Origin of the sequence: uncultured Cocleimonas sp. (genome assembly GCF_947495625.1) — a bacterium.
In the GTDB taxonomy this organism is placed as follows: domain Bacteria; phylum Pseudomonadota; class Gammaproteobacteria; order Thiotrichales; family Thiotrichaceae; genus Cocleimonas.
This window is the reverse complement of the sequence record NZ_CANLZW010000006.1, coordinates 63,115-86,730: the sequence shown is the minus strand read 5'-3', so window position 1 is coordinate 86,730 and position 23,616 is coordinate 63,115. Positions and strand designations below refer to the sequence as shown.

The following is a 23,616-nucleotide window of genomic DNA, read 5'->3' as shown; positions in this document are numbered from 1 at the left end:
ATTTTTAGGTATTTATCGCTTTGTTAAAAGCTAACGAATTGGAAATAATCTAACAATTTTGCCCCAATGCTTATGCTCCAGGGTTACTTCAACAGCCTCAGGCAGTATTTTTTTCTCACTCCAGTTAGATTTCCATTGATTATTAGCATCCAGCAACCTCAATTCGAATGACTCAACATCATTCAAAAGTGTCATTTTAACTGGCTCAAGGTCTATATGATCAACATACGCCCAGCTATTCCTTATCAATATTTTATCTTCCAGATCATAGCGCACTCTCTCAAGTGAACTTTTTGCTAATGCTAGCGGGTTTGCTACGCCTGATTTAGTGAATTCAATCACGCCATTAGAATCATCAGTATCTAGACCATAAGAGAATGCAGGAGAAACCTCATCTGCACCATATCCCGTTCTTCTTGGTCTGCTAACAATTTGACGAATGTCTTTCTCTAGAAACAACATTGTGCGTTGTATTTTTTTTAGTTTCTGCTCCTGCTCCGTGATAGCCTGATTACTAGTCAGCATATTAGATAAGCCGGTATAGGCAGTAATTGCCATAAAAGAGAAAATACTCATGGCTACCAGAAGCTCGAGAAGCGTAAACCCTTTAGAAGCTGATTTCATGGTTGGGTTAAAAATCCAACAACGGTTACGAATGGATTTTGATCATTATCTTTCTCACCCCAAACAGATAGTTCTACACGCTTTACCTTGTCGTCATCGGTTTTTATCGTCTTTTGCTCCCACTTCCACTTTCTATCAGACATTTCCGATTCACCTTTTACTGTCCCTAATTTTGGCCATTCAGAATTAAGACGAAGTTCGGTGATCTTATTCATAGCCACCCAATTTGCAAAAGTCTTGTCCGCCATCCTGGAAGTATTTTGCGCTGAATTCTCGATGACTTTTATCGCCCCACCCATTGCTACTGCAACAATAAATAGCGCAACCATGACTTCTAGTAACGTAAAACCGGCGTTGTTTTTATTCATTTTTGGTAAAACTCTGTTTTATTTCACCTGTAGCACTCACTTCTATAGTTGAAGTACTCTCTTTTTCGTAAAAAAGCTGATAAGTAAATGGTGTCATCTCGCCACTGGACAAAAACACGATTTGCGGAGAATCACTATCACGTTCTGCCAGATCTGTAGAAATCCCATCTAATAATAGCTTCGACGTTATTTCAGCTGGAAGTTGGCGTTTCTTGAACGGCGCTTCTGATAAAGCCGCCCAACTATTATTTTGATTTCTATAGAAGCCATAGCCTTTATCGTCAATTTCTAAAGCGATTTCAGCAGATTGTAAAATCGACTCATCTTGGGCAAGAGAAATTAATGCGCTAAAACGCTCTGTATTTTCTTTGAGTAATTTATCGCCTACGGGTGGAAATGATAAAGTCACAGCTCCCATAAGAACTGCAACAATAACAATTACTACCATTATCTCTATTAAGGTAAAACCCTTTTGGGAGATTTTCATCTTGAGCCTGAATCAGGATTAATTATCCAATTGCCAGTTACCAATATCATCTTCACTTTGAATACCATCTGGTCCAAATGAATAGATATCAACATCACCTTTAGCACCAGGACTTAGGTATTTATAAGGGTTACCCCATGGATCAATCGGCGTCTTCTTTGTATAACGTCTCCAGTTTTTTGCTTCTGGATCGCCTGAAGGCTTACTTACCAGAGCCTCTAAACCTTGATCTGTACTTGGGTAGTTATAGTTTTCGGCCCTATAAACCTCAAGCATTGATGAGATACTTTTAATATCTGTTCCGGCTCTTGTTACATTTGCCTTGTTTAAGTTATCAAATATAGCAGGGCCTACAGCCGCAGCCATAACAGCGATTATCACGACAACGACCATAACTTCTAGCAAGGTAAAACCTAGCTGTTGCGAACGTGATAATGATTGAATTTTGTTTCTACTTCTTTTCATTTACTTCCCCTACAATCTTTTGAAATATCCTAATAAATTAACCTTTTCAGTCAAGCAAGCCATCTTAAACGGTCAAAAACCTGTCAAAACTTTTACTTCAAAGGCATAAAGAATTTATACTCTTGGTACTTCCGAATAGTCAAATTCTTTAAAGTGACGGCATTTTGCCATAATTTATACAAGGTTGTTTAAAAATGATCAAATTGAAACAACCGCTATTCATTGCAATAATTTCTTTAACCGTACTATTTTTTATTGCCCAATTACTTCAAGCTGACTTTGTTTTTAACCGATCCGAAATTGACTCTGGACAGTGGTGGAGAGTTATCGGCGGCAACCTTACCCATTCAAACTACCCCCACCTCTTGTTAAATTTAAGTGGCCTTTGGATATTAGGCTTGTTATTCATAGACACCTTCAATGCTAAAACATTCATTTTCAGCACTATTTTTCTTTGTTTAATAGTTGGGTTTGGTCTCTATTATTTTACACCTGAATTACATAACTATTATGGCTTCTCTGGTGCGCTTTACGGCTTATTTTTTGTAGGTGGCGTTAATGCGACTTTGAAAAAAGATATATTTACAGGAATATCTGTAGCTATGCTTATTCTTGGAAAAATTATTTGGGATTTCTTTCAGGGCGGAAGCACATCTAGTGAGGAACTGATTGGCATACCTGTGGCAACCGATGCACACCAGTATGGCTTATTGGGAGCAATATTAATTAGCTTATTTTTGGCAATTAATCATTATATGGGTAAAAACAACAACCAAATAAAGAAAAGGTCACCCCCCCACTTTTAAGTGCTTTTTTAGAATAGCTTAGTAGCTTATACCTGTTACTAACCCTTCTTCTATCCATTGCGATAAGAAACCTGCAACTCTTGCTGGCGCATGTTCTGCATCTACCCACTCACAAACGCCTTCACATAAACCCTCAAAACTACCTGCTTGCATAGCCGAATCTAAAGCCCAGGCTTCATCAACATCTAATGACCGATAATAATTAAGCAATTCATTTCTCCACACTACCCATCCTAATGGATAATCCAGTTTTTCTGGGGGTATAGGGTCATCCTGTTTATCAATTGCCGCCCAAAGTTGGGGGGTATTCCATTCAAAATTTAAACGTGACACTGAAGGATGAAATTCAAATTGCAGATTACCCCAGCTTTCCATTGGAATTTCCTGAAGCGCTTGCATAGTTATTGGCTGCGTATTATCACTATCAAATGCCTTTCTTTGCGCCCACTCGAAACACGCCATCTCTGACAATATTGGCGTACCTGAAAACTCTTTGGCCAAAAAAGCCTCTAAGTGACTACCAAAATATCGCAATGAGAAGTGATGTGATGGGTGTGCACTCATATAGGCATAAGCCATTGCGTAAAAGTCTTCATCCCCCATCAAGGTATGAACAGACGGATAATTTTCAGATAAAGCATCGATCAAACGATAACCATATCCAGCACCATAAATATCTAAACGAACTTCAGAGCTAACTTCGGCTGTTGATACCACATCAGATTGAATCGCCGTATCTTTTTCAAGTAGCCAAGACATCATGCTTTTTTGCAATCGATAGAGTTCGCTCATTATGTTGCGCTCTTATTTGCTGCAGATATATTTCTCGCTATCTGTAACTCTTTCATTAAATGAGATAATTCCGGGATATTATCATCACGTTCAATCATTGTTGATACGTTATCAAAACGCTTCACTGCTTCAGCATATAAATCCCATACTCCTTCTACCACATCATTATCGTGCGTATCTATAATGTAGCCATCGTATTGACTGTGTCCCGCAATATGATGCTGTTGAACGCGCTCAGCCGGAACGCCATCCAAATAATTCAGTGGATCAAAACCATGATTAAAAGCACTTACAAAAATATTATTGATATCCAAAAGCATTAAACTATCGGACTCTTCAGCAACTGCTGAGACAAATTCCCACTCAGTCATACCTTCGGATTGTTTGTAAGTAATATAGCTAGATACATTTTCAATCAGTATTCGTCTTCCCAAATAATCTTGTACTTGACAAATTTTTTCAGCAACAAATTTTACTGTTTCATCAGTATATGGAAGTGGTAGCAAATCATGAGCATTCACACCGTCTAAACCTGTAAAACACAAATGGTCAGATATCCAACGGGCATTAGTTCGTTCAGCCAATGATTTAACCTGACTTAAATAATTCTTATCGATAGGGTCGCTACTACCAATAGACATTGACACGCCGTGCATCACTACCGGATAGCGTTCACTAATTTGATCTAGAAAATAGAGTGGTTTGCCACCTTCGACTAAATAGTTCTCAGTAAGAACTTCAAACCAATCAACCTCAGGTGAAGTTTCGAGAATCGAATTGTAATGCTCTTTGCGAAGACCTAAGCCAAAACCTAGTGATGGATATTTCATATTTAAACCTTAAGACAAAAAAATACCCGATACAACTGAATTGACCGGGCATTTTAAAAATCTACCTAATTATTATAATTAAGCCTGACCTAATACTTTACCGCCTTTCGCAGAACAATCAGTAGCAGTAGCTTTTACCCAGCCTTGACCTTTACAGCTATTTTGACCTTTACATGCACTCGTTGCTGTTGCACACGCACTTGTACCCTTACAAGAATTAATACCTGCACACTTTACATCAGCCATTTTCTTATCTTTAGACATTGATGCAGATTTTGCGCTATCACCACCTGTAGAACAACCTGCTAACAATAATGCTGCCGCTGCTGAAGCCAATGTAAATCCTGTTACTTTAGATGCTGTTTTCATTTTATCTTTATCTCCTTGTGATTAATTGGCCACTATTTAGAATATTCAATTAGGTGGCCGACAGCCTGTAAAATACAAGCTATAAAGGAAACTTACGCATATAGATATTTTTGGATGCAAAAAATCAACCGGAGACTACTTTTCCACCTTTTGCTTCGCAATCTGCCTTAGTGACTTTGATCCATCCTTGACCTTTACAAGCATTTTGACCAGAACAAGCGTGTGTGGCAGTTACACACGCTGCTGTTCCTTTACAGGAATTAATTCCTGAACATTTCACCTGCACTACTTTTACGGCGTTTCCAGAAGAATCGTTACTCGCTGATTTGGTTGACTCTCCGCCACAGGCTGCCAACAACAATGTTGCCGCCGCAGAAGTTAAACTTATGCCTGTAAGCCTATTTATTGTACTCATATGAATTTTCCATATTTAACCATTGATCAAAAGTTAAAAATCAAAACTTAGGATACCTGATATTAAAAAACACCAATATAACAGAGCACTTATAGCTATCTAACTAGCATTTTAATTTGGCTTTCTAATATAGCTTTCTAAATAAAATCAACTTGATTTTTGTTCGCGCGTCACCGCTCGATGCCCAATATCTCTTCGAAAATATACATTGTCCCAGCTAATTTTATCAACAACCTCATATGCTACTTTCTGTGCCTCACTCACAGTATCCCCCAAGCCCACAGCACAAAGCACTCTACCACCATTAGTTTTAAGAGAACCGTCATTGACAGTTCCCGCATGAAAAACTTTACTGTTTTCAGTTTCTGCTGGAATTCCAGAAATCACATCACCTTTGTCGTAACTATCAGGATATCCACCAGCAGCCAGCACGACTCCTAAAGAAGACCTTTGATCCCATTCAATACTTTTTGTATTCAATTTTGAATCCAAAGCTGCCTCAATCAGATCAACCATACTGGATTTCAGGCGCATCATAACTGGCTGAGTTTCCGGGTCACCAAAACGCACATTGTATTCAAGAACCTTAGAATTGCCTTGATTATCAATCATCACACCAGCATACAAGAAGCCAGTAAATGGATATCCCTCATCAGCCATTCCTTTGAGAGTTGGCTCAATTACATCTCGCATGATTTTTTGACTTATTTCATCAGTAACAACTGGCGCAGGAGAGTAAGCGCCCATACCGCCGGTATTAGGTCCTAGATCACCTTCATCTCGAGCTTTATGATCTTGCGAAGAAGCCATCGGCAAGTAATTCTTACCATCAGCAATAACGATAATACTCGCCTCTTCACCAACTAAAAATTCTTCGACTACCACCCGATGACCCGCATCACCAAATGCATTTCCTGCCAACATGTCTTTTACGGCTTCGATTGCCTGATCTTCGGTTTCAGCCAATATCACGCCTTTGCCGGCAGCAAGCCCATCAGCTTTAACTACGATTGGAGCACCTTGCTGTTTTATATAGGCAATCGCTTCATCAACATCAGTAAAGTTACCATATGCAGCGGTTGGAATTTTATGTCGCGCAAAAAAGTCTTTAGAAAAGGCCTTAGAACCCTCTAATTGAGCAGCACCTTTGGTAGGGCCAAAACATCTAAGTCCATTTTCAGAGAAAAGATCCACCACTCCTTTCACCAATGGAGCCTCTGGGCCAACCACGGTTAAATCAATAGAGTTCTCTAGAGCAAACGCCAATAAACCCTCTATATCTTCTGCCCCGATATCTACATTTTCAACTTTTTCTTCTAAAGCTGTACCCGCATTACCTGGAGCTACAATGACTTTCTCTACACGTTCTGATTGAGCTATTTTCCACGCTAGAGCATGTTCTCTTCCGCCACTACCTATGAGTAGTACTTTCATAGTTATTCCTATTTATAAGCTGTTTTTAAATTCATGAGAACGAATTTTAACAAAACTATCCTTTCAGTTGTTACAATAAATTATTTATGTGAAACTTTTACGAGACTAAAGCAATGAAAGTTACCTTAGCAAACCCTCGAGGCTTCTGTGCCGGCGTTGATAGAGCGATCGAAATAGTCGATCGTGCCATTGAACTACTGGGTGCTCCAATTTATGTTCGACATGAAGTTGTCCACAACCGTTTTGTAGTAAGTAATCTTCGCGACAAAGGAGCAATCTTCGTCAATGAATTAGATGAAGTACCCGATGATGCCACAGTGATTTTCAGCGCTCACGGCGTTTCTCGAGCAGTCCAGGACAAGGCAAAATCCCGAGGCTTAAATGTCTTTGATGCCACTTGTCCTTTAGTTACTAAAGTTCACATGGAAGTTTTACGATACAGCAAAGAAGGAAGAGAAACGGTACTTATCGGCCATAAAGGTCACCCAGAAGTAGAAGGGACTATGGGTCAATACAACAAAAGCTTTGGTGGCGACATATATCGTGTGGATTCTCCGGATGAAGTTGCAAAACTTAAAGTGAATAATCCTGACAACTTAGGTTTTGTTACTCAAACTACACTTTCCATGGACGATACTGCAATAATCATCGAATCACTTAGAAGCCGTTTTCCTAGCATTAAAGGGCCGAAGAAAGATGACATCTGTTATGCGACACAAAATCGTCAGGATGCCTTAAAGAAACTGGCAGATAAAAGCGATATTATTCTTGTGGTTGGATCTCCTAACAGCTCGAATTCAAATCGTTTAAAAGAATTGGCAGAGAAGAAAGGCACGCCTGCGTATTTAATAGACGGAGCTGAAGATATAAAGGAAAGCTGGTTTACTGATAAAACTTTGAGAGTCGGTGTAACGGCTGGAGCATCTGCTCCAGAAATATTAGTGGAACAAGTTAATAAGAGACTTGAAGAGCTTGGTGCTGAAATAATGCCAGATGATCAGGGCATTATCGAAAATGTATCTTTTGTTTTACCTAAAGAACTACGTTTCAATACATAGATAATCTTTTATGGCTAATCCGAAGATCTAATTCTTCCCACTCGATTAATAATTACCTGTTTTTTAATGTCAGTTGTATCTGATTCATGACCAAGATTAAACGTAGTAGGGGCTGCAATTCTTCCTGAAAATTGAAAAGTGATATTATTGGCAGCATTATTTATAAACATTTTATGAAATCCATTATGCACTTTAATGACCTCCTGCTCTTCTTCAAGAAGATCATCATTACAATCTACAGCAGTTGCCGTGGGTAAACCGTCCCCGTTACAGTCAGTATAAACAATCCAACCATCAGAAAAATCAGTCCCACCATTACAATTTACTTGATCATCACTTGAGCAAACAATTATATCTCGGCTTCGCTTCAACGCCTCACTACGAGCTAAAACTAGTGATGAAATAAATTCATTTGTCGTTGTTGTCTCTTTATTACTTTTAATTAATTGAGAAAAACTAGGTACAGCAATTGAAGCAAAAATTGCCACAATAGTTACCGTTACAATCATTTCAATAAGTGTAAACCCGGAATTATTTCTAATTTTAGATCTGTTTTTCATATCAATCAGTCCACAAACCATAATGAGGCCAAGGATTGGTCATCGGTTTGTTTTAATTTAAGCCTTTATAATTATTAATATTATTAAACTCAGCCAGAATTATGATTCTGTACCTATTACTAATGCAGTTGTTTAAACAACTTTTGACTACCTGATATTAAACCATATTTTCATATTTGAAGAGTGACTCTCAGATAAGCGGACAATTACCACTTGAACGTCTAAATTCAAAAGATAAATGGCCGCAAATAAGAGACAACTTCAGCAATAAGGTTATTAACACTTTAAAATGGTGTTAAAGATTGTTTAGGCTTTCTTCAGCAATATCTTACTAAGAGCCGCTAAATCTGCCTCAGTTAACGTTCCCGCAGCTTGTTTCAACTTTAATGTATTAAGCAAGAAATCGTATCGGGCAGATGTATAATCGCGTCTTGCAGAGAAGGTATTTCTTAACGCAAGTAACACATCAACCGCTGTACGTGTTCCCGCTTCAAAACCGGCTTGTGTAGCACTAGCAGCAGTTTGTGATGAATTCAAAGCCTGCTTCAAAGCTTTAACTTGAGCTAATCCCGACACGATTGTTAAATAAGCTGCTCGAGATTGTTGAGTCGCTAAACGTTTTTGTAACTCTACTGTTTGTTGGGCCTGATGTAATTTATGACGAGCTTCACGCACACGTGAAGAAATATTACCGCCATCAAGAAGATTAAGGCTGTATTGCACACCCACTGTGGCATCAAATTTATCAGAATCATAAATATCTTCGCCTGCAACAGAATTTACACCCTGATTAGCAACCAGGTTAAGTGTTCCTTTTTTTGCCGCTCTTTCATAATCTATGGTTTTTTGCGCTACTTCAACGGCATATTTTGCGGCGATTAAGTCTTTACTGTTGCTAACCGCTGCTTTTGACCAAGCTTCAATATTAGTAGGCTTGGGAACGAGTAGAGGTACACTATCAGCAGCACCATTCAAATGCTTATAAGAACGGGTAGTAATTGCTCTTAACGACTCTCTTGAAACATCTATTTGCTGATTAGCAACTTCAATCTGTGCCACAGATAGGTCGTAAGAGGCTTGTGCTTCTTTAACGTCTGTTATTGCTGATCGACCTGCATCAAAAAAGGCTTTAACCTGATTCAGCTGCTTACCAATTGCATTTTTTTCTGCTTTTCTAAACTCCAATGTATCGTTAGCATTTAAATAAGCAAAATAGGCTTCTGCCACTCTGATAATTAGGTCTTGTCTATCCGACTCAAGCAAAGCTTTTGACTGAAGAATTGATGCATCAACTTGATCGATTTGCGCATCTAACTGCTTATTGATAATGACTTTTGTTAAATTTAAATCGTAACCGATGTTTGCATATCCACCCGCATCTTCTCCACCGTAGGATCTTTTACCCGTATATTGCGCGGAATAATTCGCACCAGCAGTGAGAGTTAATTGCGGTTTCAGGCCTGATAAAACTTGTGGTTTAGCCTCAAGCGCCGCAAGAAAACCCATTTCACTCACTTTAAGCTGGGCATCATTTTGCTTGGCATGCTGATACACCTGCAATAACGTTTCCGCATTTACAGGCGCAGACATTGCACCCATAACTACTGCACTTAATATAAATGAAGGCTTCAATAAAGCACCCTGAAACGACTTGAATTTTAACGATTTATTAGCTTTCTGAAAACTCATCAGAACAAACCCCGAAAGGAAGTAAATTTAAAAACGATCAGCATAATGACTCTCTAATATTTAATCAATCTAAAACTATGTAATCTTTTGTAAACAAGATGAAAATTACTTACGCAACCTAAGACTGAAACTAAACACACCCCCCTACTTATAAGCCAATTTTCAGACTAGAAAAACACTAACAATATTGCCGTCACTAAAGCTAGCACCAGCATCATCAAAAAGAAGCCACCAATACGTGATTTCGTTTCTTCTTCTCTAACATCGCTCGCTGCTTTATTGCGTAATTTTTCTATATGCTTTTCAATAGGAAGACCTTCAAGTTTACCTTTGTAGGCAGCTACTCCACCTTTTACATTAATCAATGGAATCAGCAAGTCTATATTTGCCCTTGCTACTAAAGCATTTTGTGTGGGCGAAAAATAATCCACATGCTTTTGCTCTACTCGCTTTAAAAAATCATCTCGACATGTTTCGTGCATTGCTTCAAAACTTTCTTTAAGCATTTCCCGATTGCGCTTCAAGGACATCTGCAGCTCATTCAAAGATGAAGCTGATGCAGGCTTCATTACCCGAACCAGATAATCATCCCCTTTTATATTAAGCTTAAAACTGCCTGCTGGAGCAATACTAGATTCGTAATCATCCTCGTCACTCATGAAAGATTCCCACACGTTTCACTAACCAATGGATAAGCATCGCTATCGATTCTTACCGCAGTTAATTGACGTCCCCAAACACAACCTGTATCCAGAGATGTAACATTATCATCATGGTAATAACCTAGACTTGACCAATGCCCGAAAATAATACGTAAAGGGATTGGTTTTCGATTTTTCCATAAAAACCAGGGAACCTGTTTTGTCGATCCGGGTTTCATCATTTTAGGTACACCATTTAATTTTAAATCCAGCGAACCATCTTTCACATTGCAATAGCGCATCCGCATAAATGCATTGAGGATATACCTATGCCGCTCATAAGATTGTAAATCTTCACTCCAAAGATTGGGCTTATTACCATAAACCTGCCTTAGCCACTCTTTAGTATCATCGCCGCGCAATGGCACTTGAATTTCTTTGGCGTATTTTTTGGCTTCTTTTAGCGTCCACTGTGGTGAGATACCGGCATGAGCCATGCAAACACCCAGCTTTTTATCGACATGAAACACTTTTTGATGCCTTAACCATTCTATTAATTCTTCGCGGTGCTTAGACTTTAAGAATTTTTTAAGACTAGGGCTTTTAGGAATAACGCCATAATGCATAGCGATTAGACTAATATCGTGATTACCCAGAACGGTTAGCGATGAATCTCCCAAGCCCTTTATGAATCTCACTGTTTTTAATGATTTTGTTCCGCGATTAACTAAATCGCCGACAAACCAGAGTTGGTCGTCTTCAGGAGAAAACTGTATTTTTTCTAGTAGGCGTTGTAATGAATCATAACAGCCTTGCACATCCCCAATTGCGTAAATCGCCATGTTCTCATCAACACTAGAGTTAAAGCTTAATTTTACCTTTTTTATATCGAAAATCACACCCAAGCAAACAAAAACCTTTACTCAAATTTGGCGGCTCTCCCTTTCAAATCAAATTTAGGGTATGATTCTGCGCTCTAAAAAAAGCAAAACAATGAGGAAACCATGAAACTGATAACCGCTATTATCAAACCCTTTAAATTAGATGATGTACGAGAATCCCTGTCAGAAATTGGCATTCACGGCTTAACCGTAACAGAAGTCAAAGGCTTTGGACGCCAGAAAGGACATACTGAACTTTACCGCGGTGCTGAATATGTTGTCGATTTTTTACCCAAAGTTAAAATTGAAACAGCAGTTCCTGCTGACATATTAGACCAGGCTATCGAAGCTATCATTAAAGCCGCAAATACAGGCAAAATTGGTGATGGTAAAATTTTTGTACAAAGCATAGAACAAGCAATACGTATCAGAACGGGTGAAACTGGCCCAGAGGCACTTTAACTATGGGTTGTCATTCAAAAAGCGCAAACGCTCCTTTATCTATAAACTCTTTTTTAAAACTCTTTTCTCTACTGCTTCTCAGTTTTCCTTTTTTAGCTCAGGCTGACGAATTAAACGGATCCAACACAGCATGGATTCTCACCTCCACAGCGCTAGTTTTATTTATGACGCTTCCGGGACTGGCATTGTTTTATGGCGGTCTGGTCGGCAAGAAAAATGTGCTATCGGTACTGATGCAATGTTTCGCCATTGCAGGAATTGCCAGCATACTCTGGTTAGTGATTGGCTACAGTATTGCTTTCGATGAAGGTAATCCATACTTCGGCGGCATGGGCAAATTCTTATTCAGCGGCATTACTGAAAGCTCATTAGCTGGTGATATTCCTGAGTCATTATTCGCATTGTTTCAGATGACCTTCGCCATTATCACACCCGCTTTAATCATCGGTGGATTTGCAGAACGCACTAAGTTTTCGGCGGTTTTGCTATTTTCTGCACTGTGGATTGTTTTAGTTTACGCCCCAGTAACTCATTGGGTTTGGGGTGGTGGATGGCTTCAGCAAATGGGCCTACTCGATTTTGCTGGTGGTACCGTGGTTCATATCACAGCAGGTGTTGCCGCATTGGTAGCAGCTATTATGATAGGACCCAGAAGACAATTTGGCAAAGCAGCCACAACACCGCACAATATGACAATGACCGTTACCGGCGCTGGCATGTTATGGGTCGGCTGGTTCGGCTTTAACGGTGGCAGTGCATTAGCCGCTAATGGTGATGCTGCAATGGCAATGCTAGTAACACATATATCAGCGGCAACCGGTGCAATCACCTGGATGTTTTACGAGTGGATCAAGTTCGGTAAACCAACCGCTTTAGGCACAGTAACAGGAATGGTTGCAGGTTTAGGCACCATTACACCAGCTTCTGGATACGTGGGTCCCGCTGGCGCTTTAGTGATGGGTTTTGTCGCTGGTATCGTGTGTTTCAACGCGGTAATTATAATCAAACAAAAATGGAAAATTGATGACTCACTAGATGTTTTCCCGGTTCACGGCGTGGGTGGAATAATCGGCACACTAATGGCGGCTGTTTTCGCATCTACTGAACTTGGTATTTTTAGTGGCCAAGGCTTTAGCAAAGAAAGTATCACTACAATTGGCGAACAGTTTGGTGTTCAAGCGATTGGTGTTGCCTCTACCTTTATCTACACTGCCATCGTTACTTACATACTATTCAAAATAGTCAGTTTGATGACCAATGGCTTACGTGTTGATCAGGATGAAGAGACGCAAGGCTTAGATATCATCGATCACGAAGAGCGCGGCTACGAGCTGTAAACTAGTTAATACTTAGTTAATTTCTAGCTAACTCAGCTAAAAAATAGCCTAAAAGTACGGGGGTGACTTTAAAATGATCACCCCCCTACTTTTAGGCATATTTTTCCAGAACCAGACCTTTTTCCTGTAACATCAAAAAACTCAATTGTTTAACCGAGGAAAACTCTGTCTAATAAACACACCCTAATGAACCAGACGATGAAAGCTGCTTTAAACAGAATTCTTCTCATCGCTACTCTCGCGCTTCTCGCACAATTCTCAACTGCCTGCAGTACCACTCAATACTATGTTCAAGGTGCGACAGGCCATTTGGCTTTAATGAGCCAACGCAAACCTGTTAAACAAGTCCTTGCAGACAGCAACGTGACTGATAAACGAAAACAGCAAATTAAAGAAGTGTTAGAAATTCGTCAATTTGCATACGATAGACTCAAACTCCCAAAAAACAAAAGTTATACCAGTTATGTCGAACTAAAGAGAAAAGCGGTTAGCTGGAATGTCATTGCTACTCCCAAATACTCGATGCACCCTGTGCAATCCTGCTTTCCTTTTGTGGGTTGTGTGAGTTATCTGGTTTATTTTTCGCCCGAAGCCGCTGAAAAAGAAGTCGTAAAACAAAAGAAACTTGGGCGAGACACGCACATTATCGAATCCCCCGCCTATTCAACACTAGGTATCTTTGACGATCCTATTCTGAGCACGATGCTGAGCAGAAGTATCAGTTCAACTGCGGAAGTCATATTCCATGAATTAGCACACCAACGTCTTTATCGAAAAAATAATTCCGCGTTTAATGAAGCATTTGCCAGCGCCGTCGGACAGGAAGGAACACGACTATGGTTGAAAGAAAAGCATCCCGATAAACTCCAACGATACGAACAACACCTGAAGAAACGCTGGGCATTTTTTAATTTGCTGATCGACACCAGTGAGGAATTAAAAGCGTGGTATTCACACAAATACGCAGATGCTGTTATGGAAAAAGGCAAACAACGAATCTATCGCCAACTCGACGAAAAATATGCTCGCTTAAAACAAAGTTGGGATGGAGATACACGCTTCGACAACTGGTTTAATAAATCCCCCGTCAACAATGCCAAACTCTCCGCGATTGGGGTTTATTACAAACTGGTACCTGACTTCTCACGCCAGTTAAAAGCGCTGAATTACAATTTCGAGAAATTTTACGACTTCTACGAGACGCAAGAGACTGAAGAAAAAAGTGCTTATAAGTAAGGGGGGGGGCTTTTCTAGGCTCATCAGGAGCCAGAAAAGTCCATCGTAGATTCCGCAAGGAATTGTCGATGTGCAATGGTCGATAATCTTTTAATAATGTTTCACCATCAAAATATTTCGATTCAACGCTCACTAGGAGCCAAAATGACAAGTCAAACAAGTAAGTTATTCGTTTAAAACACTAAACTATCACCTACACGAATCACACCCTGTTGCTGATGAATCACATTCATCCCGAAGAACACTTTATTATTCCATTTACGATATTTTGATAAAGTAGCGATCGGTTCTTGCCCTACTCGCTCCCCAAGATCAGGATCAACCATTGGCATCGGACAACGGCTGCAGGGCTTTACGCCCTTCATCGAAACACCCGCAATCGAGAAACTTTTTAATTCATCCTCAGCATAAGCATCGCAACCAGCAATAACCACATTAGGACGAAAACGACGCATATCTACGTCTTTATCCAAACGCTGATTTAAATCATTTAAAGACTCTTCAGAAACAAACAACATCGGAAATCCATCTGCAAAACCTGTTTGCTCGCCCTCTTCTGCAAATTCGAGATCACATTGCCGCATCACATCATCAGCGATATAAACAAGATGACAATCTAAGCCCAAACAATCACTTAGCCAGGCATCACTTTCTGGGCCAACTTTCTGTACTTGAAGCTCATCACCCCAGATAACCACATCCATTTTTTCGGAACTGTCATCAGTCGCAGCAACAATATGAGAATCTTTGCCATCCATGCTCAAGGTTAACCGGGGATTCTGTTCGCTATCGTCTATTTCGGTTTTAATCAATGCCATTTGCGGCAGAGTCCGTTGTGAAAGAAACTTACCTTCAGGCGATACCAGCATCCAGCGTCGATCGTATTTCAAACCCATATTATCCACTTCAGATTCTTGCAACTCTATACCAGCCAATGATTTCACAGGGTAAATTATTAAACTTGTTACTGTTACTTCACTTGTCATTCCCTCATTTTCCATTACTATTTCCCTTCTGTTCGAGGTGACTTATCGATTGAATATTAGTATTTACTAATATATACTTATTGGATTACTCATTCGCTGAGGTTTCACGCAAATACCTCACTACATAATAGCAACTGGAAGAAATCATGGCTCAGGATATTACCATTATTGGTGCTGGTTTTGCCGCACTCACCGCAATCAGAGAAATCCGTAAAAGCGATAAAGATATCAATATTACGATGGTAGCCCCGAAAGCCGAGTTTATTTATTACCCTAGCCTGATCTGGATTCCATCTGGCCAACGCACGGGTGATGATTTACGCATAAATCTTGATGCGTTTCTAAAAAAACAAAATGTTAACTTTTATGCTGGTAGCGTAACCGCAATCAAAGATGGCGGACGCACAGTTGTCACAGATGCTAGTGATAGCAATAACGGCGAAGTGAAGAATGACGCCCTTATCATTGCCAGCGGCGGTCGTTTCATCAAAAAATTACCGGGCATTGAACACGCAATTACCATTTGCGAAGGCATAGAAGCCGCAGAAAAAATGCGCGATAAAATCAAAGCATTAGATGGTGGCACCATTACCCTAGGCTTTGGCGGAAACCCCAAAGAGCCATCTGCAATGCGTGGCGGTCCCATGTTTGAATTGCTATTTGGTTTAGACACACAGTTACGTCAAGAAGGTCGCCGCGATAAATTCAAGCTGGTATTTTTTAGCCCTGCTGAAAAGCCCGGCGCACGTTTAGGTGAAGGTGCGGTTAAAGGCATACTCACACAAATGAAAAAGCGTGGTATCGAAACACACCTTGGTCATAAAATGAAACACTTCAGTGAAAACAAAGTGACCACAGAAGGCGGTGAAATTGATACTGATCTCATTATCTTTATGCCTGGCATGACTGGCCCCTCATTCGCTGCCAACACAGAAATGCCGTTAAGCCCTGGCGGATTGATTGAATCAAATATGAATTGCCAGATTGAAGGCTTTGAACATTGTTATGTTGCTGGTGATGCCGGTAGTTTCCCTGGCCCAGACTGGAAACCCAAACAAGCACATATGGCGGACTTACAGGCAGAAGCAGCGGCAAATAATTTACTTGATGGATTGAAAGGCAAAGCCGCAACCCATACTTTCAAATACGAACTTGCCTGTATTATCGACTCTAACGATAAGGGCACACTTGCGTTTAGAAATGAAAAACGCACTATCGTTATTCCACCTTGCCGTTTATTACACATGGCGAAAAAAGGGTTTGAGTGGAAGTATTTAAGAGCATACCGTAACCCATAATAGAGTAAACTCTAATGACGCTCTATAAGTTAAGTAAGTCCCTAGAAACTTACAGGCTTAATAACATCTAATCAGTGCTTGCCAAATTAATAAGATTGGAAAATCATAGGGTGATTATGCTATGTTAAGCACGAAATTTTTGAGGAGATCTAATAATTTTGTTTAAATTTGCTGCTGACCGTTTACCCATTACAATCATTCTTCTATTAACCTTGTTAGATTTTCTTGTTTTTCTGAATACCGAAAGTATCTGGTTTTTCTCAATCTATCTAGCCATTATGATTCTTCCAAAAGCTTGCATCAGCGCCTGGAATCATCATCATCAGCACGCTCAGGTTTTTAAGCACAAAGCACTAAATAGAATTCTAGAAGTTTTCTATGCCCTGCATACAGGCATCACCACTAATTTATGGGTTTTGCACCATAATATGGGACACCACCGTAATTTTCTTGATCAAACAAAAGATCAAAGTCGCTGGAAAAGAAAAGACGGCACGACAATGAATCGCCTGGAGTACACCCTAAGTGTTGCTCTTACTGCTTACCCAAGAGGTTACAAGGTTGGTAAACAGTATCCCAAAATGCAAAAAGAGTTTTTGATCTATACGGGTATCACCGTAGCGATACTTATTGGCCTGACTATATACAGCCCATTAAGCGCATTGTTTGTGTTTATTTTCCCAATGGTAATCAGCCTGTTTTACACGGCTTATGCGACATCCAATCATCACCGTGGACTGGATACAACGGATCAATTCGCTGCATCTTACAACAACACATCAAAGTTATATAACTGGCTCACTGGCAACCTCGGTTATCATACTGCTCATCATTATAAACACGGGATTCATTGGTCTAAATTACCTGAATTGCACGAGCAAATAAAAGCGAAAATTCCTGATTACTGCTACGAAAAGCCGTTTTGGAAAAAGAAGTAGTCGAATAGACTTTAAGTGCATTAAGAATGTTTACCCAACCACCCGTAGAATACATAGAGCCCGTGTTTCGCCCACCCAGCGAAGGGCGTTCACTGATTTTACAAGTAACAAATGGTTGCAGTTGGAATAATTGTACATTCTGCGAGATGTACACAGCCCCACAAAAGAAGTTCGCTCCGAAAGCCGAAGATAAAGTACTAGAAGAAATCAAACGTTGTGGACAACAGATGGGGCAAGTTCGCCGTGTTTTTCTAGGCGATGGTGATGCCATGGCATTATCAGTTCGGCGTCTTAAAACCATTCTTGAAGCGATTAAAGAACACTTACCTTCTGTGACTCGTGTATCCACATATTGCCTGCCTAGAAACTTAAAACGAAAGACCGTCGAAGAACTCCAGGAGTTACGCGACCTAGGTTTATCACTAATTTATATCGGCGCTGAATCTGGCGATGACGAAGTGCTTGAAAAGATCAATAAGGGCGAAACATTCGAATCGACGAAAGATGCCATACTCAAAGCCAAAGCGGCGAATATCAAATCATCGGTAATGATCATTAACGGCATGGGTGGTAAAGAATATTCTAAGCAACATGCGATTAGGTCAGCAGAATTGGTCAACGCGACTCAGCCAGATTATGTTGCAACGCTGGTGTTATTTTTCAGCCACGGTAAAGAAAAAGTAGAAGCGGGTTTTGGCGGTACATTTACTCCATTAAATACCGCAGAGCTGTGCGAAGAAATGCGCACATTTATCGAGCATACGCAGCTAGAAAAATCCATTTTCCGCAGCGACCACGTTTCGAATCATCTGGTTTTAAAAGGCGTGCTTGGCAAAGACAAACAGAACATGCTGGATGATATCGACGATGCAATTGAACATTTTAAAGCACACCCTGAAATTCAGCACCAGGTAACTAGCTTTTAGCGTTTAAAATACCTCTTATTTTCGTCAAGTTTTCTTCACTGGCAGAACCTTGTTTTTCTGATAAATCAGCGCTGATTTTCCCAAGCAATTTATAAATCTCACCTGCCGAATTATCCCAGTCGTTGACAGCCTGTAACTGCTTTGTAACGACTTGATAATCTCCGCGAGCAATCGGACCCGTCAAAGCATTGGCAGTCCCCATCGAAAATATATTATCAGCCGTACCTTTGACAATCGGCTCGAGAATTTTCATCGCCATATCACGGTCGACACCACTTTGAGCAAATGCGCGGATGCTTAACTCCTGCAATGCGACCAGATAATTACAAGCGATCACACTCGCCGCGTGATAGATGAGTTTATTCTTGCCGCCCTCACCTGCATCGATATCAAAGCAAACGCCATTAATAGCTTCTACCCATTTTTTTAAAACGTTAACTGCTTGCTCATCCCCTTCAAACCCACAATACGTGTTTGCAAAGCTTTTAATTGCTTCTTTAGGACTAGAAAAGCTTTTGACAGGATGCATACTTGCTGTAAACACACCCCCCCACTTATAGGCACTTTTTTCAGAATTAATTATCGAAGCAGGCTTCGAGCCGCTGCAATGGAAGACAATATTGCCCGCTTTAACCACTCCGGTTTCTGCGAGCTGATTGATACACTGTTCTAATTGATCATCGCCACAGCCGATTAAAAACACATCCGCTACTTGCAAGCCAGACAGCGAATCCAGCGGATTCCCTGCGCCAATGAATGCCACCGAGTCATGCGCACTTTGTTGAGATTGATTAACCACATCACAAATCTCAACCACCACGGCGTGATGCCACAGGTATCCCAATGTTTTAGCCACATTGCCACAGCCAATAATACTTAGTTTCAGTTTTGTCATGCTATCAACCATTGATAAAAATCGTCGGAACCAGAAGTATCACATACTCAGTCTTAGCTCAGCATATTTTCTCTTATTTTAATACTTATTTGACTTTACTAGACGGTCGGTCTATAAATACAGCATGACTACTAAATCTGACTCAAAAATAAACGCTAAAAAGCGCGGAAGACCAGCCAAAGGAGGCCTTGGTTTTGATGATACCCGTGAAGCATTGATTCGTTGCGGTATGGAATTGCTCACCGAACAAGGCTTTAATAATACGGGATTAGATCAAATCCTGAAGAAAGTGAATGTACCCAAAGGCTCTTTTTATCACTACTTTGAAAACAAAGAAGCTTATGGTTATGTGGTGCTGGAAGAATACTCTCAATTCTTTATCCATAAACTCAAAAAGCATTTATTGAATAAAGAACTTCCTGCACTAGAACGTCTACAAGCGTTTATCGAAGATGCAATACAAGGCGTTGAACGTTACGATTTTAAGCGTGGCTGTCTGGTGGGCAACCTCACTCTGGAACTTGGTTCATCACACGAGCAATTCAGAGAGAAACTCAATAAGGCATTCAATAACTGGAAGTCACTGATTGCCGATTGCCTCGAACTGGCAAAAACAGAAGGCACTCTGGCAGAGACAGCGGATAGCGATCAATTAGCGGATTTCTTCTGGATCTGCTGGGAGGGTGCAGTCATGCGTGCCAAACTCACTCAAAACAAACAACCGATGGAGCTGTTTTCGCAGCAATTCTTTAAGCTCCTTCCGTAGCCTAAGTAGCTAAGCAAGAAATAAAGAAGCTAAGAAACAAACAAGTAAATTAATATTTATACTGGAGAACAAAGATGTCCTTTAACGCCCTATTAATAAACAGAAGCGAAGATAAAAAAATCAGCGCTAGTTTAGAAACTCTCGACGAATCACAACTACCTGAAGATGGCGATGTGATTGTTGATATCGATTACTCAACGCTCAACTACAAAGATGGATTAGCGATTACTGGCGCAGCACCTGTCGTCAGAAAATACCCAATGGTTCCTGGCATCGATTTCGCTGGTACCGTCTCTGAAAGCTCAAATCCTAAATGGAAAACAGGCGACAAAGTCATTCTTAATGGCTGGGGTGTTGGCGAAGGACATTGGGGCGGACTTTCTCAAAAAGCCAAAGTAAAAGGCGAATGGCTCATCGCCAAACCCGAGAGTTTAGACTCATATCAGGCAATGGCAATCGGCACTGCGGGTTATACGGCAATGCTATGTGTTATGGCACTGCAAAAACATGACGTAAAACCAGAAGACGGCGAGATTCTAGTAACCGGTGCAAATGGTGGTGTGGGTAGTTTTGCCATCGCGATTCTTTCTGCTTATGGCTATGATGTTGTTGCCTCAACAGGCCGCCCAGAAGAAATGGATTACCTCACTGAACTAGGTGCTAAGTCGAGCATCAATCGCTCAGAATTATCAGAGCCAGGTAAGCCACTTGAAAAAGAACGCTGGGCTGGTGTTGTTGATGCTGTCGGCAGTCACACGCTAGCCAATGCTTGTGCTCAAACAAAATACGGTGGAACAGTAGCAGCCTGTGGACTTGCCGGAGGCTTTGATTTACCCGCAACCGTAATGCCATTTATTTTACGTGGCGTGACGCTTGCGGGCATTGATAGCGTAAATGCTCCACTTGCAAAACGTCAGGAAGCCTGGGATAAGATCGCTGAAATACTATCACCAGAAGTCTATGAAAAAGTTGTGAAGAAAATTGCATTGTCTGAAGCTATTGATGTTGCTGGTCAGTTATTAGAAGGTAAAGTACGTGGGCGTGTCGTTGTTGATGTAAATGCATAAAACACTCTCGTGATATTTAAAAAGCCCATCTTATAAGATGGGCTTTTTTATTGGTCTAGATTAATCTCAAAAAAGTACCTAGACCTAGCTCTGCATAAATACTATTTACGTTTTTAAAAAACAAAAATGCAAACAATGATTCAATCAACTGAAACTAGGATAAAATACACACAGAATTCCTAGCCGTATCTTTATTGCTTCTGTTACATATTCAAGCTAATTCAAGACTTGAGAATTAAAGTAATAGACCAGATATTAAGCCCACCGGATTCATATCCACTTCTCTCAATTTAAAAAGAATAACCATGAAAACATTTAATTGCACTTGCAAAGATCACCAGATTTTATTTTTTGAAAGCAGTAGTTGTATTGCTTGCCACAGAACGGTTGGAATTGATGGCAATTTTGAGAAAGTAGAGCCTTATAACTTCAATAAGGAAACGAGCTTTTACTTCAAAGATGCTGAGCCTGAAGTTCGATATCTAAAATGTGATAACAACACTGAATACAAAGTATGTAATGGCATGGTTAATATGGAAACCTTTGAGCCTGATGAGGAAAACCAGGACGAGATTTTATGTTTCGCCTGTCGTTTTAATGAAACTGTACCGGATTTAACCGTTGTTGAGCACATTCCGTTGTGGAAAAAGATGGAAACAGCCAAACGCCGTGCGCTGTATACGCTTAAAGAACTGTGCTTACCCTTGCACAATACTCATGAAGACCCAGAGAATGGCTTAAGTTTTGACTTTACCACTGACCGCAATGTAAAAGATCACTTTGCGACTAAACTAGAAGATTCGGAAGCGGTATTCACCGGCCATGATTGTGGCCATATAACGATCAATCTTGCCGAAGCGAATGAGGTTGCGCGATCTCAAACCAAACTGGCAATGGGCGAACAATATCGTACTTTGTTAGGGCATTTCCGCCACGAGCTAGGTCATTACTATTTCAATATATTGATTTCAGGCTTCCCTAAAAAACACGCCTTGTGTAAACAGTATTTTGGTGATGATGAACTGAGTTACCAGGATGCATTGGATAGACATTATAAGGAAGGCTCGCCAAAAGACTGGAGTAAAGAATTCATTAGCGAATATGCCACGATGCATCCCTATGAAGATTGGGCGGAAACCTGGGCACATTATATGCATATTATGGATACCCTGGAGACGGCGAAAAACTTTTCCATCACTGGCTCAACATCAGCAAATAACGATGATACCGAAGAGGTTGAAGATTTAAATTTACCTCAGGATGAATACTTCTTTTCTGCGCAAACATCCATTACGAGCATAATAGATACCTGGATAGATTTTTCGGTGATTCTCAATTCATTGAATCGCAGCATGGGTATGAATGACGCCTATCCGTTTGTATTAACAGAGCCAGTACGCACAAAATTATCCTTCATTCATCACGCTATTCATGATCGGTTGGATCAAATGCCGCCAAAACCTAAATATAAAGCAAAAAATAAGCATAAGAAGTGTAAGCACTAAATCCGTTAGCTTTCGCTTTATTTCCGCTTGATTGCAGATTTGACAAAAAAGTGCCCTAAAGTAGGGGGGTGACCTTTATTTTATTTTGATTGCTATTTGCTAGCACTCAGACCATTGCCGAACCGAGTTATGATATACGCCACTGAGCCTGCGGACTTCAGTGTCATCAGCCCCTCTATCCATTGTTAATACCTGGATAGACTGATCCAATTCAAACAAGATCTCACGTTGCTGACTGTTTTTGACTAAACTCTGCACCCATAAAAAAGCGCTTATGCGGCTGCCTTTTGTTACCGGTTTCACTTCGTGCAAACTGGTTGAAGGATAAACAATTAGATCACCTGCATTCAGTTTGACTTCCTGAGCACCATATTGCGTTTCTATCATCAACTCTCCGCCTTCGTATTCATCGGGGTCAGTCAGAAAAAGCGTGGCTGAAATATCAGTACGAATCGTTTCCTGATTCGGTGTTGTCATTATCGAGCTATCAACATGCAGACCGTAACTTCCATTGTTTTGATAACGATTAAATTTAGGCGGATAAAACTTAAACGGCAGGGTTGCAGAAACAAAGGTCGGATGAGTTTGCAGACGATGTAATAACGTATTGCTTAACGATTGGGTGATCTCGTTACTGTCATCCAGTTGTTGATTAGACTTTACAAAAGACGCCTGACTGCCAGCGCTTAATTTGCCATCTTGCCAAGGCGCGTTATCGATATGCGCTCGAAACTGATTCACTTCTTCCTGAGTTAGCACTTCTGCAATAGGTAATAACATC

27 protein-coding genes are annotated in these 23,616 nt (G+C 40.4%); 11 read left to right on the top strand and 16 right to left on the bottom strand.

Going from position 1 to position 23,616, the window contains the following annotated elements:
* Positions 1-30 precede the first annotated feature (30 nt).
* From gspJ to gspG, 4 genes are read right to left on the bottom strand one after another with little or no spacing between them, the layout of a single operon-like run.
* The gene (gene gspJ, locus Q1A31_RS05065; protein WP_299873278.1) at positions 31-624 is read right to left on the bottom strand and encodes a type II secretion system minor pseudopilin GspJ; all 594 of its coding nucleotides are present in this window, start codon (positions 622-624) and stop codon (positions 31-33) included.
* Positions 621-992: a type II secretion system minor pseudopilin GspI gene (gspI, locus tag Q1A31_RS05060; protein WP_299873275.1), complete on the bottom strand. Its 372-nt coding sequence runs from the start codon at positions 990-992 to the stop codon at positions 621-623. Before gspI ends, gspJ begins: the two co-directional genes overlap by 4 nt.
* Entirely contained in the window at positions 985-1,479 is a 495-nt protein-coding gene (gene gspH, locus Q1A31_RS05055; protein ID WP_299873272.1) for a type II secretion system minor pseudopilin GspH, read from the bottom strand. The genes gspI and gspH overlap by 8 nt, the downstream gene beginning before the upstream one ends.
* An 18-nt stretch (positions 1,480-1,497) precedes the next feature.
* Positions 1,498-1,944 carry a type II secretion system major pseudopilin GspG gene (gspG, locus tag Q1A31_RS05050; RefSeq protein ID WP_299873269.1) on the bottom strand — a complete coding sequence of 149 codons (447 nt, stop codon included), beginning with the start codon at positions 1,942-1,944 and terminating at the stop codon, positions 1,498-1,500.
* Positions 1,945-2,138: 194 nt separating this feature from the next.
* Between gspG and rrtA the strand changes: the two genes are divergently transcribed.
* Complete coding sequence (gene rrtA, locus Q1A31_RS05045; protein WP_299873266.1) at positions 2,139-2,750, top strand: rhombosortase; 612 nt, start codon at positions 2,139-2,141, stop codon at positions 2,748-2,750.
* A gap of 18 nt (positions 2,751-2,768) precedes the next feature.
* Here rrtA and Q1A31_RS05040 read toward each other — a convergent pair whose 3' ends face one another.
* From Q1A31_RS05040 to purD, 5 genes are all read right to left on the bottom strand, one after another.
* Positions 2,769-3,542: a DUF2063 domain-containing protein gene (locus Q1A31_RS05040; protein WP_299873263.1), complete on the bottom strand. Its 774-nt coding sequence runs from the start codon at positions 3,540-3,542 to the stop codon at positions 2,769-2,771.
* The gene (locus tag Q1A31_RS05035) at positions 3,542-4,372 is read right to left on the bottom strand and encodes a DUF692 domain-containing protein (RefSeq protein WP_299873260.1); all 831 of its coding nucleotides are present in this window, start codon (positions 4,370-4,372) and stop codon (positions 3,542-3,544) included. Before Q1A31_RS05035 ends, Q1A31_RS05040 begins: the two co-directional genes overlap by 1 nt.
* A 78-nt stretch (positions 4,373-4,450) precedes the next feature.
* Positions 4,451-4,741, bottom strand: coding sequence for a hypothetical protein (locus tag Q1A31_RS05030; RefSeq protein ID WP_299873257.1), 291 nt, complete (start codon positions 4,739-4,741; stop codon positions 4,451-4,453).
* A 124-nt stretch (positions 4,742-4,865) separates the two neighbouring features.
* Entirely contained in the window at positions 4,866-5,156 is a 291-nt protein-coding gene (locus tag Q1A31_RS05025; RefSeq protein WP_299873255.1) for a hypothetical protein, read from the bottom strand.
* Positions 5,157-5,303: 147 nt separating this feature from the next.
* Positions 5,304-6,590 carry a phosphoribosylamine--glycine ligase gene (purD, locus tag Q1A31_RS05020; RefSeq protein ID WP_299873252.1) on the bottom strand — a complete coding sequence of 429 codons (1,287 nt, stop codon included), beginning with the start codon at positions 6,588-6,590 and terminating at the stop codon, positions 5,304-5,306.
* Positions 6,591-6,703: 113 nt separating this feature from the next.
* Between purD and ispH the strand changes: the two genes are divergently transcribed.
* The gene (gene ispH / locus Q1A31_RS05015; protein ID WP_299873249.1) at positions 6,704-7,648 is read left to right on the top strand and encodes a 4-hydroxy-3-methylbut-2-enyl diphosphate reductase; all 945 of its coding nucleotides are present in this window, start codon (positions 6,704-6,706) and stop codon (positions 7,646-7,648) included.
* Positions 7,649-7,662: 14 nt separating this feature from the next.
* Here ispH and Q1A31_RS05010 read toward each other — a convergent pair whose 3' ends face one another.
* From Q1A31_RS05010 to Q1A31_RS04995, 4 genes are all read right to left on the bottom strand, one after another.
* Complete coding sequence (locus tag Q1A31_RS05010) at positions 7,663-8,208, bottom strand: GspH/FimT family pseudopilin (RefSeq protein ID WP_299873246.1); 546 nt, start codon at positions 8,206-8,208, stop codon at positions 7,663-7,665.
* Positions 8,209-8,514: 306 nt separating this feature from the next.
* Positions 8,515-9,897: a TolC family outer membrane protein gene (locus Q1A31_RS05005; protein ID WP_299873244.1), complete on the bottom strand. Its 1,383-nt coding sequence runs from the start codon at positions 9,895-9,897 to the stop codon at positions 8,515-8,517.
* Positions 9,898-10,064: 167 nt separating this feature from the next.
* A complete protein-coding gene (locus Q1A31_RS05000) occupies positions 10,065-10,556 on the bottom strand; it encodes a hypothetical protein (RefSeq protein ID WP_299873242.1) in 492 nt (163 codons plus the stop codon).
* Positions 10,553-11,380 (bottom strand): symmetrical bis(5'-nucleosyl)-tetraphosphatase, encoded by an 828-nt coding sequence (locus Q1A31_RS04995; protein ID WP_299873239.1) that lies wholly within the window; start codon positions 11,378-11,380, stop codon positions 10,553-10,555. Before Q1A31_RS04995 ends, Q1A31_RS05000 begins: the two co-directional genes overlap by 4 nt.
* 162 nt (positions 11,381-11,542) lie before the next feature.
* Between Q1A31_RS04995 and Q1A31_RS04990 the strand changes: the two genes are divergently transcribed.
* The 3 genes from Q1A31_RS04990 (at position 11,543) to Q1A31_RS04980 (ending at position 14,454) form a co-directional block, all read left to right on the top strand.
* Positions 11,543-11,881, top strand: a complete 339-nt coding sequence (locus Q1A31_RS04990) for a P-II family nitrogen regulator (RefSeq protein ID WP_299873234.1) — start codon at positions 11,543-11,545, stop codon at positions 11,879-11,881.
* 2 nt (positions 11,882-11,883) lie between these two features.
* Positions 11,884-13,218, top strand: coding sequence for an ammonium transporter (locus Q1A31_RS04985; protein ID WP_299873231.1), 1,335 nt, complete (start codon positions 11,884-11,886; stop codon positions 13,216-13,218).
* Positions 13,219-13,404: 186 nt separating this feature from the next.
* Positions 13,405-14,454, top strand: a complete 1,050-nt coding sequence (locus tag Q1A31_RS04980) for an aminopeptidase (protein WP_299873228.1) — start codon at positions 13,405-13,407, stop codon at positions 14,452-14,454.
* 173 nt (positions 14,455-14,627) lie between these two features.
* Here the strand turns inward: Q1A31_RS04980 and Q1A31_RS04975 are convergent, their stop codons facing one another.
* Positions 14,628-15,455: an MOSC domain-containing protein gene (locus Q1A31_RS04975; protein WP_299873225.1), complete on the bottom strand. Its 828-nt coding sequence runs from the start codon at positions 15,453-15,455 to the stop codon at positions 14,628-14,630.
* A gap of 131 nt (positions 15,456-15,586) precedes the next feature.
* On the opposite strand from Q1A31_RS04975, the gene Q1A31_RS04970 reads away from it, so the two are divergent.
* From Q1A31_RS04970 to Q1A31_RS04960, 3 genes are all read left to right on the top strand, one after another.
* Positions 15,587-16,738 carry an NAD(P)/FAD-dependent oxidoreductase gene (locus Q1A31_RS04970; RefSeq protein WP_299873222.1) on the top strand — a complete coding sequence of 384 codons (1,152 nt, stop codon included), beginning with the start codon at positions 15,587-15,589 and terminating at the stop codon, positions 16,736-16,738.
* A 158-nt stretch (positions 16,739-16,896) separates the two neighbouring features.
* Positions 16,897-17,676 carry a fatty acid desaturase gene (locus Q1A31_RS04965; RefSeq protein WP_299873219.1) on the top strand — a complete coding sequence of 260 codons (780 nt, stop codon included), beginning with the start codon at positions 16,897-16,899 and terminating at the stop codon, positions 17,674-17,676.
* 26 nt (positions 17,677-17,702) lie between these two features.
* Entirely contained in the window at positions 17,703-18,602 is a 900-nt protein-coding gene (locus Q1A31_RS04960) for a radical SAM protein (protein ID WP_299873216.1), read from the top strand.
* On the opposite strand, the gene Q1A31_RS04955 is transcribed toward Q1A31_RS04960, so the two are convergent.
* Positions 18,592-19,497 carry a Rossmann-like and DUF2520 domain-containing protein gene (locus tag Q1A31_RS04955; protein ID WP_299873213.1) on the bottom strand — a complete coding sequence of 302 codons (906 nt, stop codon included), beginning with the start codon at positions 19,495-19,497 and terminating at the stop codon, positions 18,592-18,594. The two genes, Q1A31_RS04960 and Q1A31_RS04955, sit on opposite strands and share 11 nt — an antisense overlap.
* A gap of 124 nt (positions 19,498-19,621) precedes the next feature.
* On the opposite strand from Q1A31_RS04955, the gene Q1A31_RS04950 reads away from it, so the two are divergent.
* The 3 genes from Q1A31_RS04950 (at position 19,622) to Q1A31_RS04940 (ending at position 22,835) form a co-directional block, all read left to right on the top strand.
* On the top strand, positions 19,622-20,263 hold the full coding sequence (locus tag Q1A31_RS04950; protein ID WP_299873210.1) for a TetR/AcrR family transcriptional regulator: 642 nt from the start codon (positions 19,622-19,624) through the stop codon (positions 20,261-20,263).
* Between the two features lie 74 nt (positions 20,264-20,337).
* Complete coding sequence (locus tag Q1A31_RS04945) at positions 20,338-21,330, top strand: MDR family oxidoreductase (protein WP_299873207.1); 993 nt, start codon at positions 20,338-20,340, stop codon at positions 21,328-21,330.
* 305 nt (positions 21,331-21,635) lie between these two features.
* Complete coding sequence (locus Q1A31_RS04940) at positions 21,636-22,835, top strand: putative zinc-binding metallopeptidase (protein ID WP_299873204.1); 1,200 nt, start codon at positions 21,636-21,638, stop codon at positions 22,833-22,835.
* A 99-nt stretch (positions 22,836-22,934) separates the two neighbouring features.
* Here the strand turns inward: Q1A31_RS04940 and Q1A31_RS04935 are convergent, their stop codons facing one another.
* Positions 22,935-23,615, bottom strand: coding sequence for a Fe2+-dependent dioxygenase (locus tag Q1A31_RS04935; protein ID WP_299873201.1), 681 nt, complete (start codon positions 23,613-23,615; stop codon positions 22,935-22,937).
* Position 23,616: the final 1 nt, after the last annotated feature.

Bases quoted from the DNA above. Each gene is read 5' to 3' on its own strand.
- Q1A31_RS05010 (WP_299873246.1), bottom strand. From the start codon at position 8,208: ATGAAAAACAGATCTAAAATTAGAAATAATTCCGGGTTTACACTTATT.
- rrtA (WP_299873266.1), top strand. From the start codon at position 2,139: ATGATCAAATTGAAACAACCGCTATTCATTGCAATAATTTCTTTAACC.
- purD (WP_299873252.1), bottom strand. From the start codon at position 6,590: ATGAAAGTACTACTCATAGGTAGTGGCGGAAGAGAACATGCTCTAGCG.
- Q1A31_RS05040 (WP_299873263.1), bottom strand. From the start codon at position 3,542: ATGAGCGAACTCTATCGATTGCAAAAAAGCATGATGTCTTGGCTACTT.
- Q1A31_RS05000 (WP_299873242.1), bottom strand. From the start codon at position 10,556: ATGAGTGACGAGGATGATTACGAATCTAGTATTGCTCCAGCAGGCAGT.
- Q1A31_RS04970 (WP_299873222.1), top strand. From the start codon at position 15,587: ATGGCTCAGGATATTACCATTATTGGTGCTGGTTTTGCCGCACTCACC.
- Q1A31_RS05035 (WP_299873260.1), bottom strand. From the start codon at position 4,372: ATGAAATATCCATCACTAGGTTTTGGCTTAGGTCTTCGCAAAGAGCAT.
- Q1A31_RS04940 (WP_299873204.1), top strand. From the start codon at position 21,636: ATGAAAACATTTAATTGCACTTGCAAAGATCACCAGATTTTATTTTTT.
- Q1A31_RS04960 (WP_299873216.1), top strand. From the start codon at position 17,703: ATGTTTACCCAACCACCCGTAGAATACATAGAGCCCGTGTTTCGCCCA.
- Q1A31_RS04985 (WP_299873231.1), top strand. From the start codon at position 11,884: ATGGGTTGTCATTCAAAAAGCGCAAACGCTCCTTTATCTATAAACTCT.
- Q1A31_RS04935 (WP_299873201.1), bottom strand. From the start codon at position 23,615: ATGTTATTACCTATTGCAGAAGTGCTAACTCAGGAAGAAGTGAATCAG.
- gspJ (WP_299873278.1), bottom strand. From the start codon at position 624: ATGAAATCAGCTTCTAAAGGGTTTACGCTTCTCGAGCTTCTGGTAGCC.
- Q1A31_RS04980 (WP_299873228.1), top strand. From the start codon at position 13,405: ATGAACCAGACGATGAAAGCTGCTTTAAACAGAATTCTTCTCATCGCT.
- Q1A31_RS05030 (WP_299873257.1), bottom strand. From the start codon at position 4,741: ATGAAAACAGCATCTAAAGTAACAGGATTTACATTGGCTTCAGCAGCG.
- Q1A31_RS04990 (WP_299873234.1), top strand. From the start codon at position 11,543: ATGAAACTGATAACCGCTATTATCAAACCCTTTAAATTAGATGATGTA.
- Q1A31_RS04975 (WP_299873225.1), bottom strand. From the start codon at position 15,455: ATGGAAAATGAGGGAATGACAAGTGAAGTAACAGTAACAAGTTTAATA.
- gspH (WP_299873272.1), bottom strand. From the start codon at position 1,479: ATGAAAATCTCCCAAAAGGGTTTTACCTTAATAGAGATAATGGTAGTA.
- gspI (WP_299873275.1), bottom strand. From the start codon at position 992: ATGAATAAAAACAACGCCGGTTTTACGTTACTAGAAGTCATGGTTGCG.
- Q1A31_RS05025 (WP_299873255.1), bottom strand. From the start codon at position 5,156: ATGAGTACAATAAATAGGCTTACAGGCATAAGTTTAACTTCTGCGGCG.
- ispH (WP_299873249.1), top strand. From the start codon at position 6,704: ATGAAAGTTACCTTAGCAAACCCTCGAGGCTTCTGTGCCGGCGTTGAT.
- Q1A31_RS04950 (WP_299873210.1), top strand. From the start codon at position 19,622: ATGACTACTAAATCTGACTCAAAAATAAACGCTAAAAAGCGCGGAAGA.
- Q1A31_RS04995 (WP_299873239.1), bottom strand. From the start codon at position 11,380: ATGGCGATTTACGCAATTGGGGATGTGCAAGGCTGTTATGATTCATTA.
- gspG (WP_299873269.1), bottom strand. From the start codon at position 1,944: ATGAAAAGAAGTAGAAACAAAATTCAATCATTATCACGTTCGCAACAG.
- Q1A31_RS05005 (WP_299873244.1), bottom strand. From the start codon at position 9,897: ATGAGTTTTCAGAAAGCTAATAAATCGTTAAAATTCAAGTCGTTTCAG.
- Q1A31_RS04945 (WP_299873207.1), top strand. From the start codon at position 20,338: ATGTCCTTTAACGCCCTATTAATAAACAGAAGCGAAGATAAAAAAATC.
- Q1A31_RS04955 (WP_299873213.1), bottom strand. From the start codon at position 19,497: ATGACAAAACTGAAACTAAGTATTATTGGCTGTGGCAATGTGGCTAAA.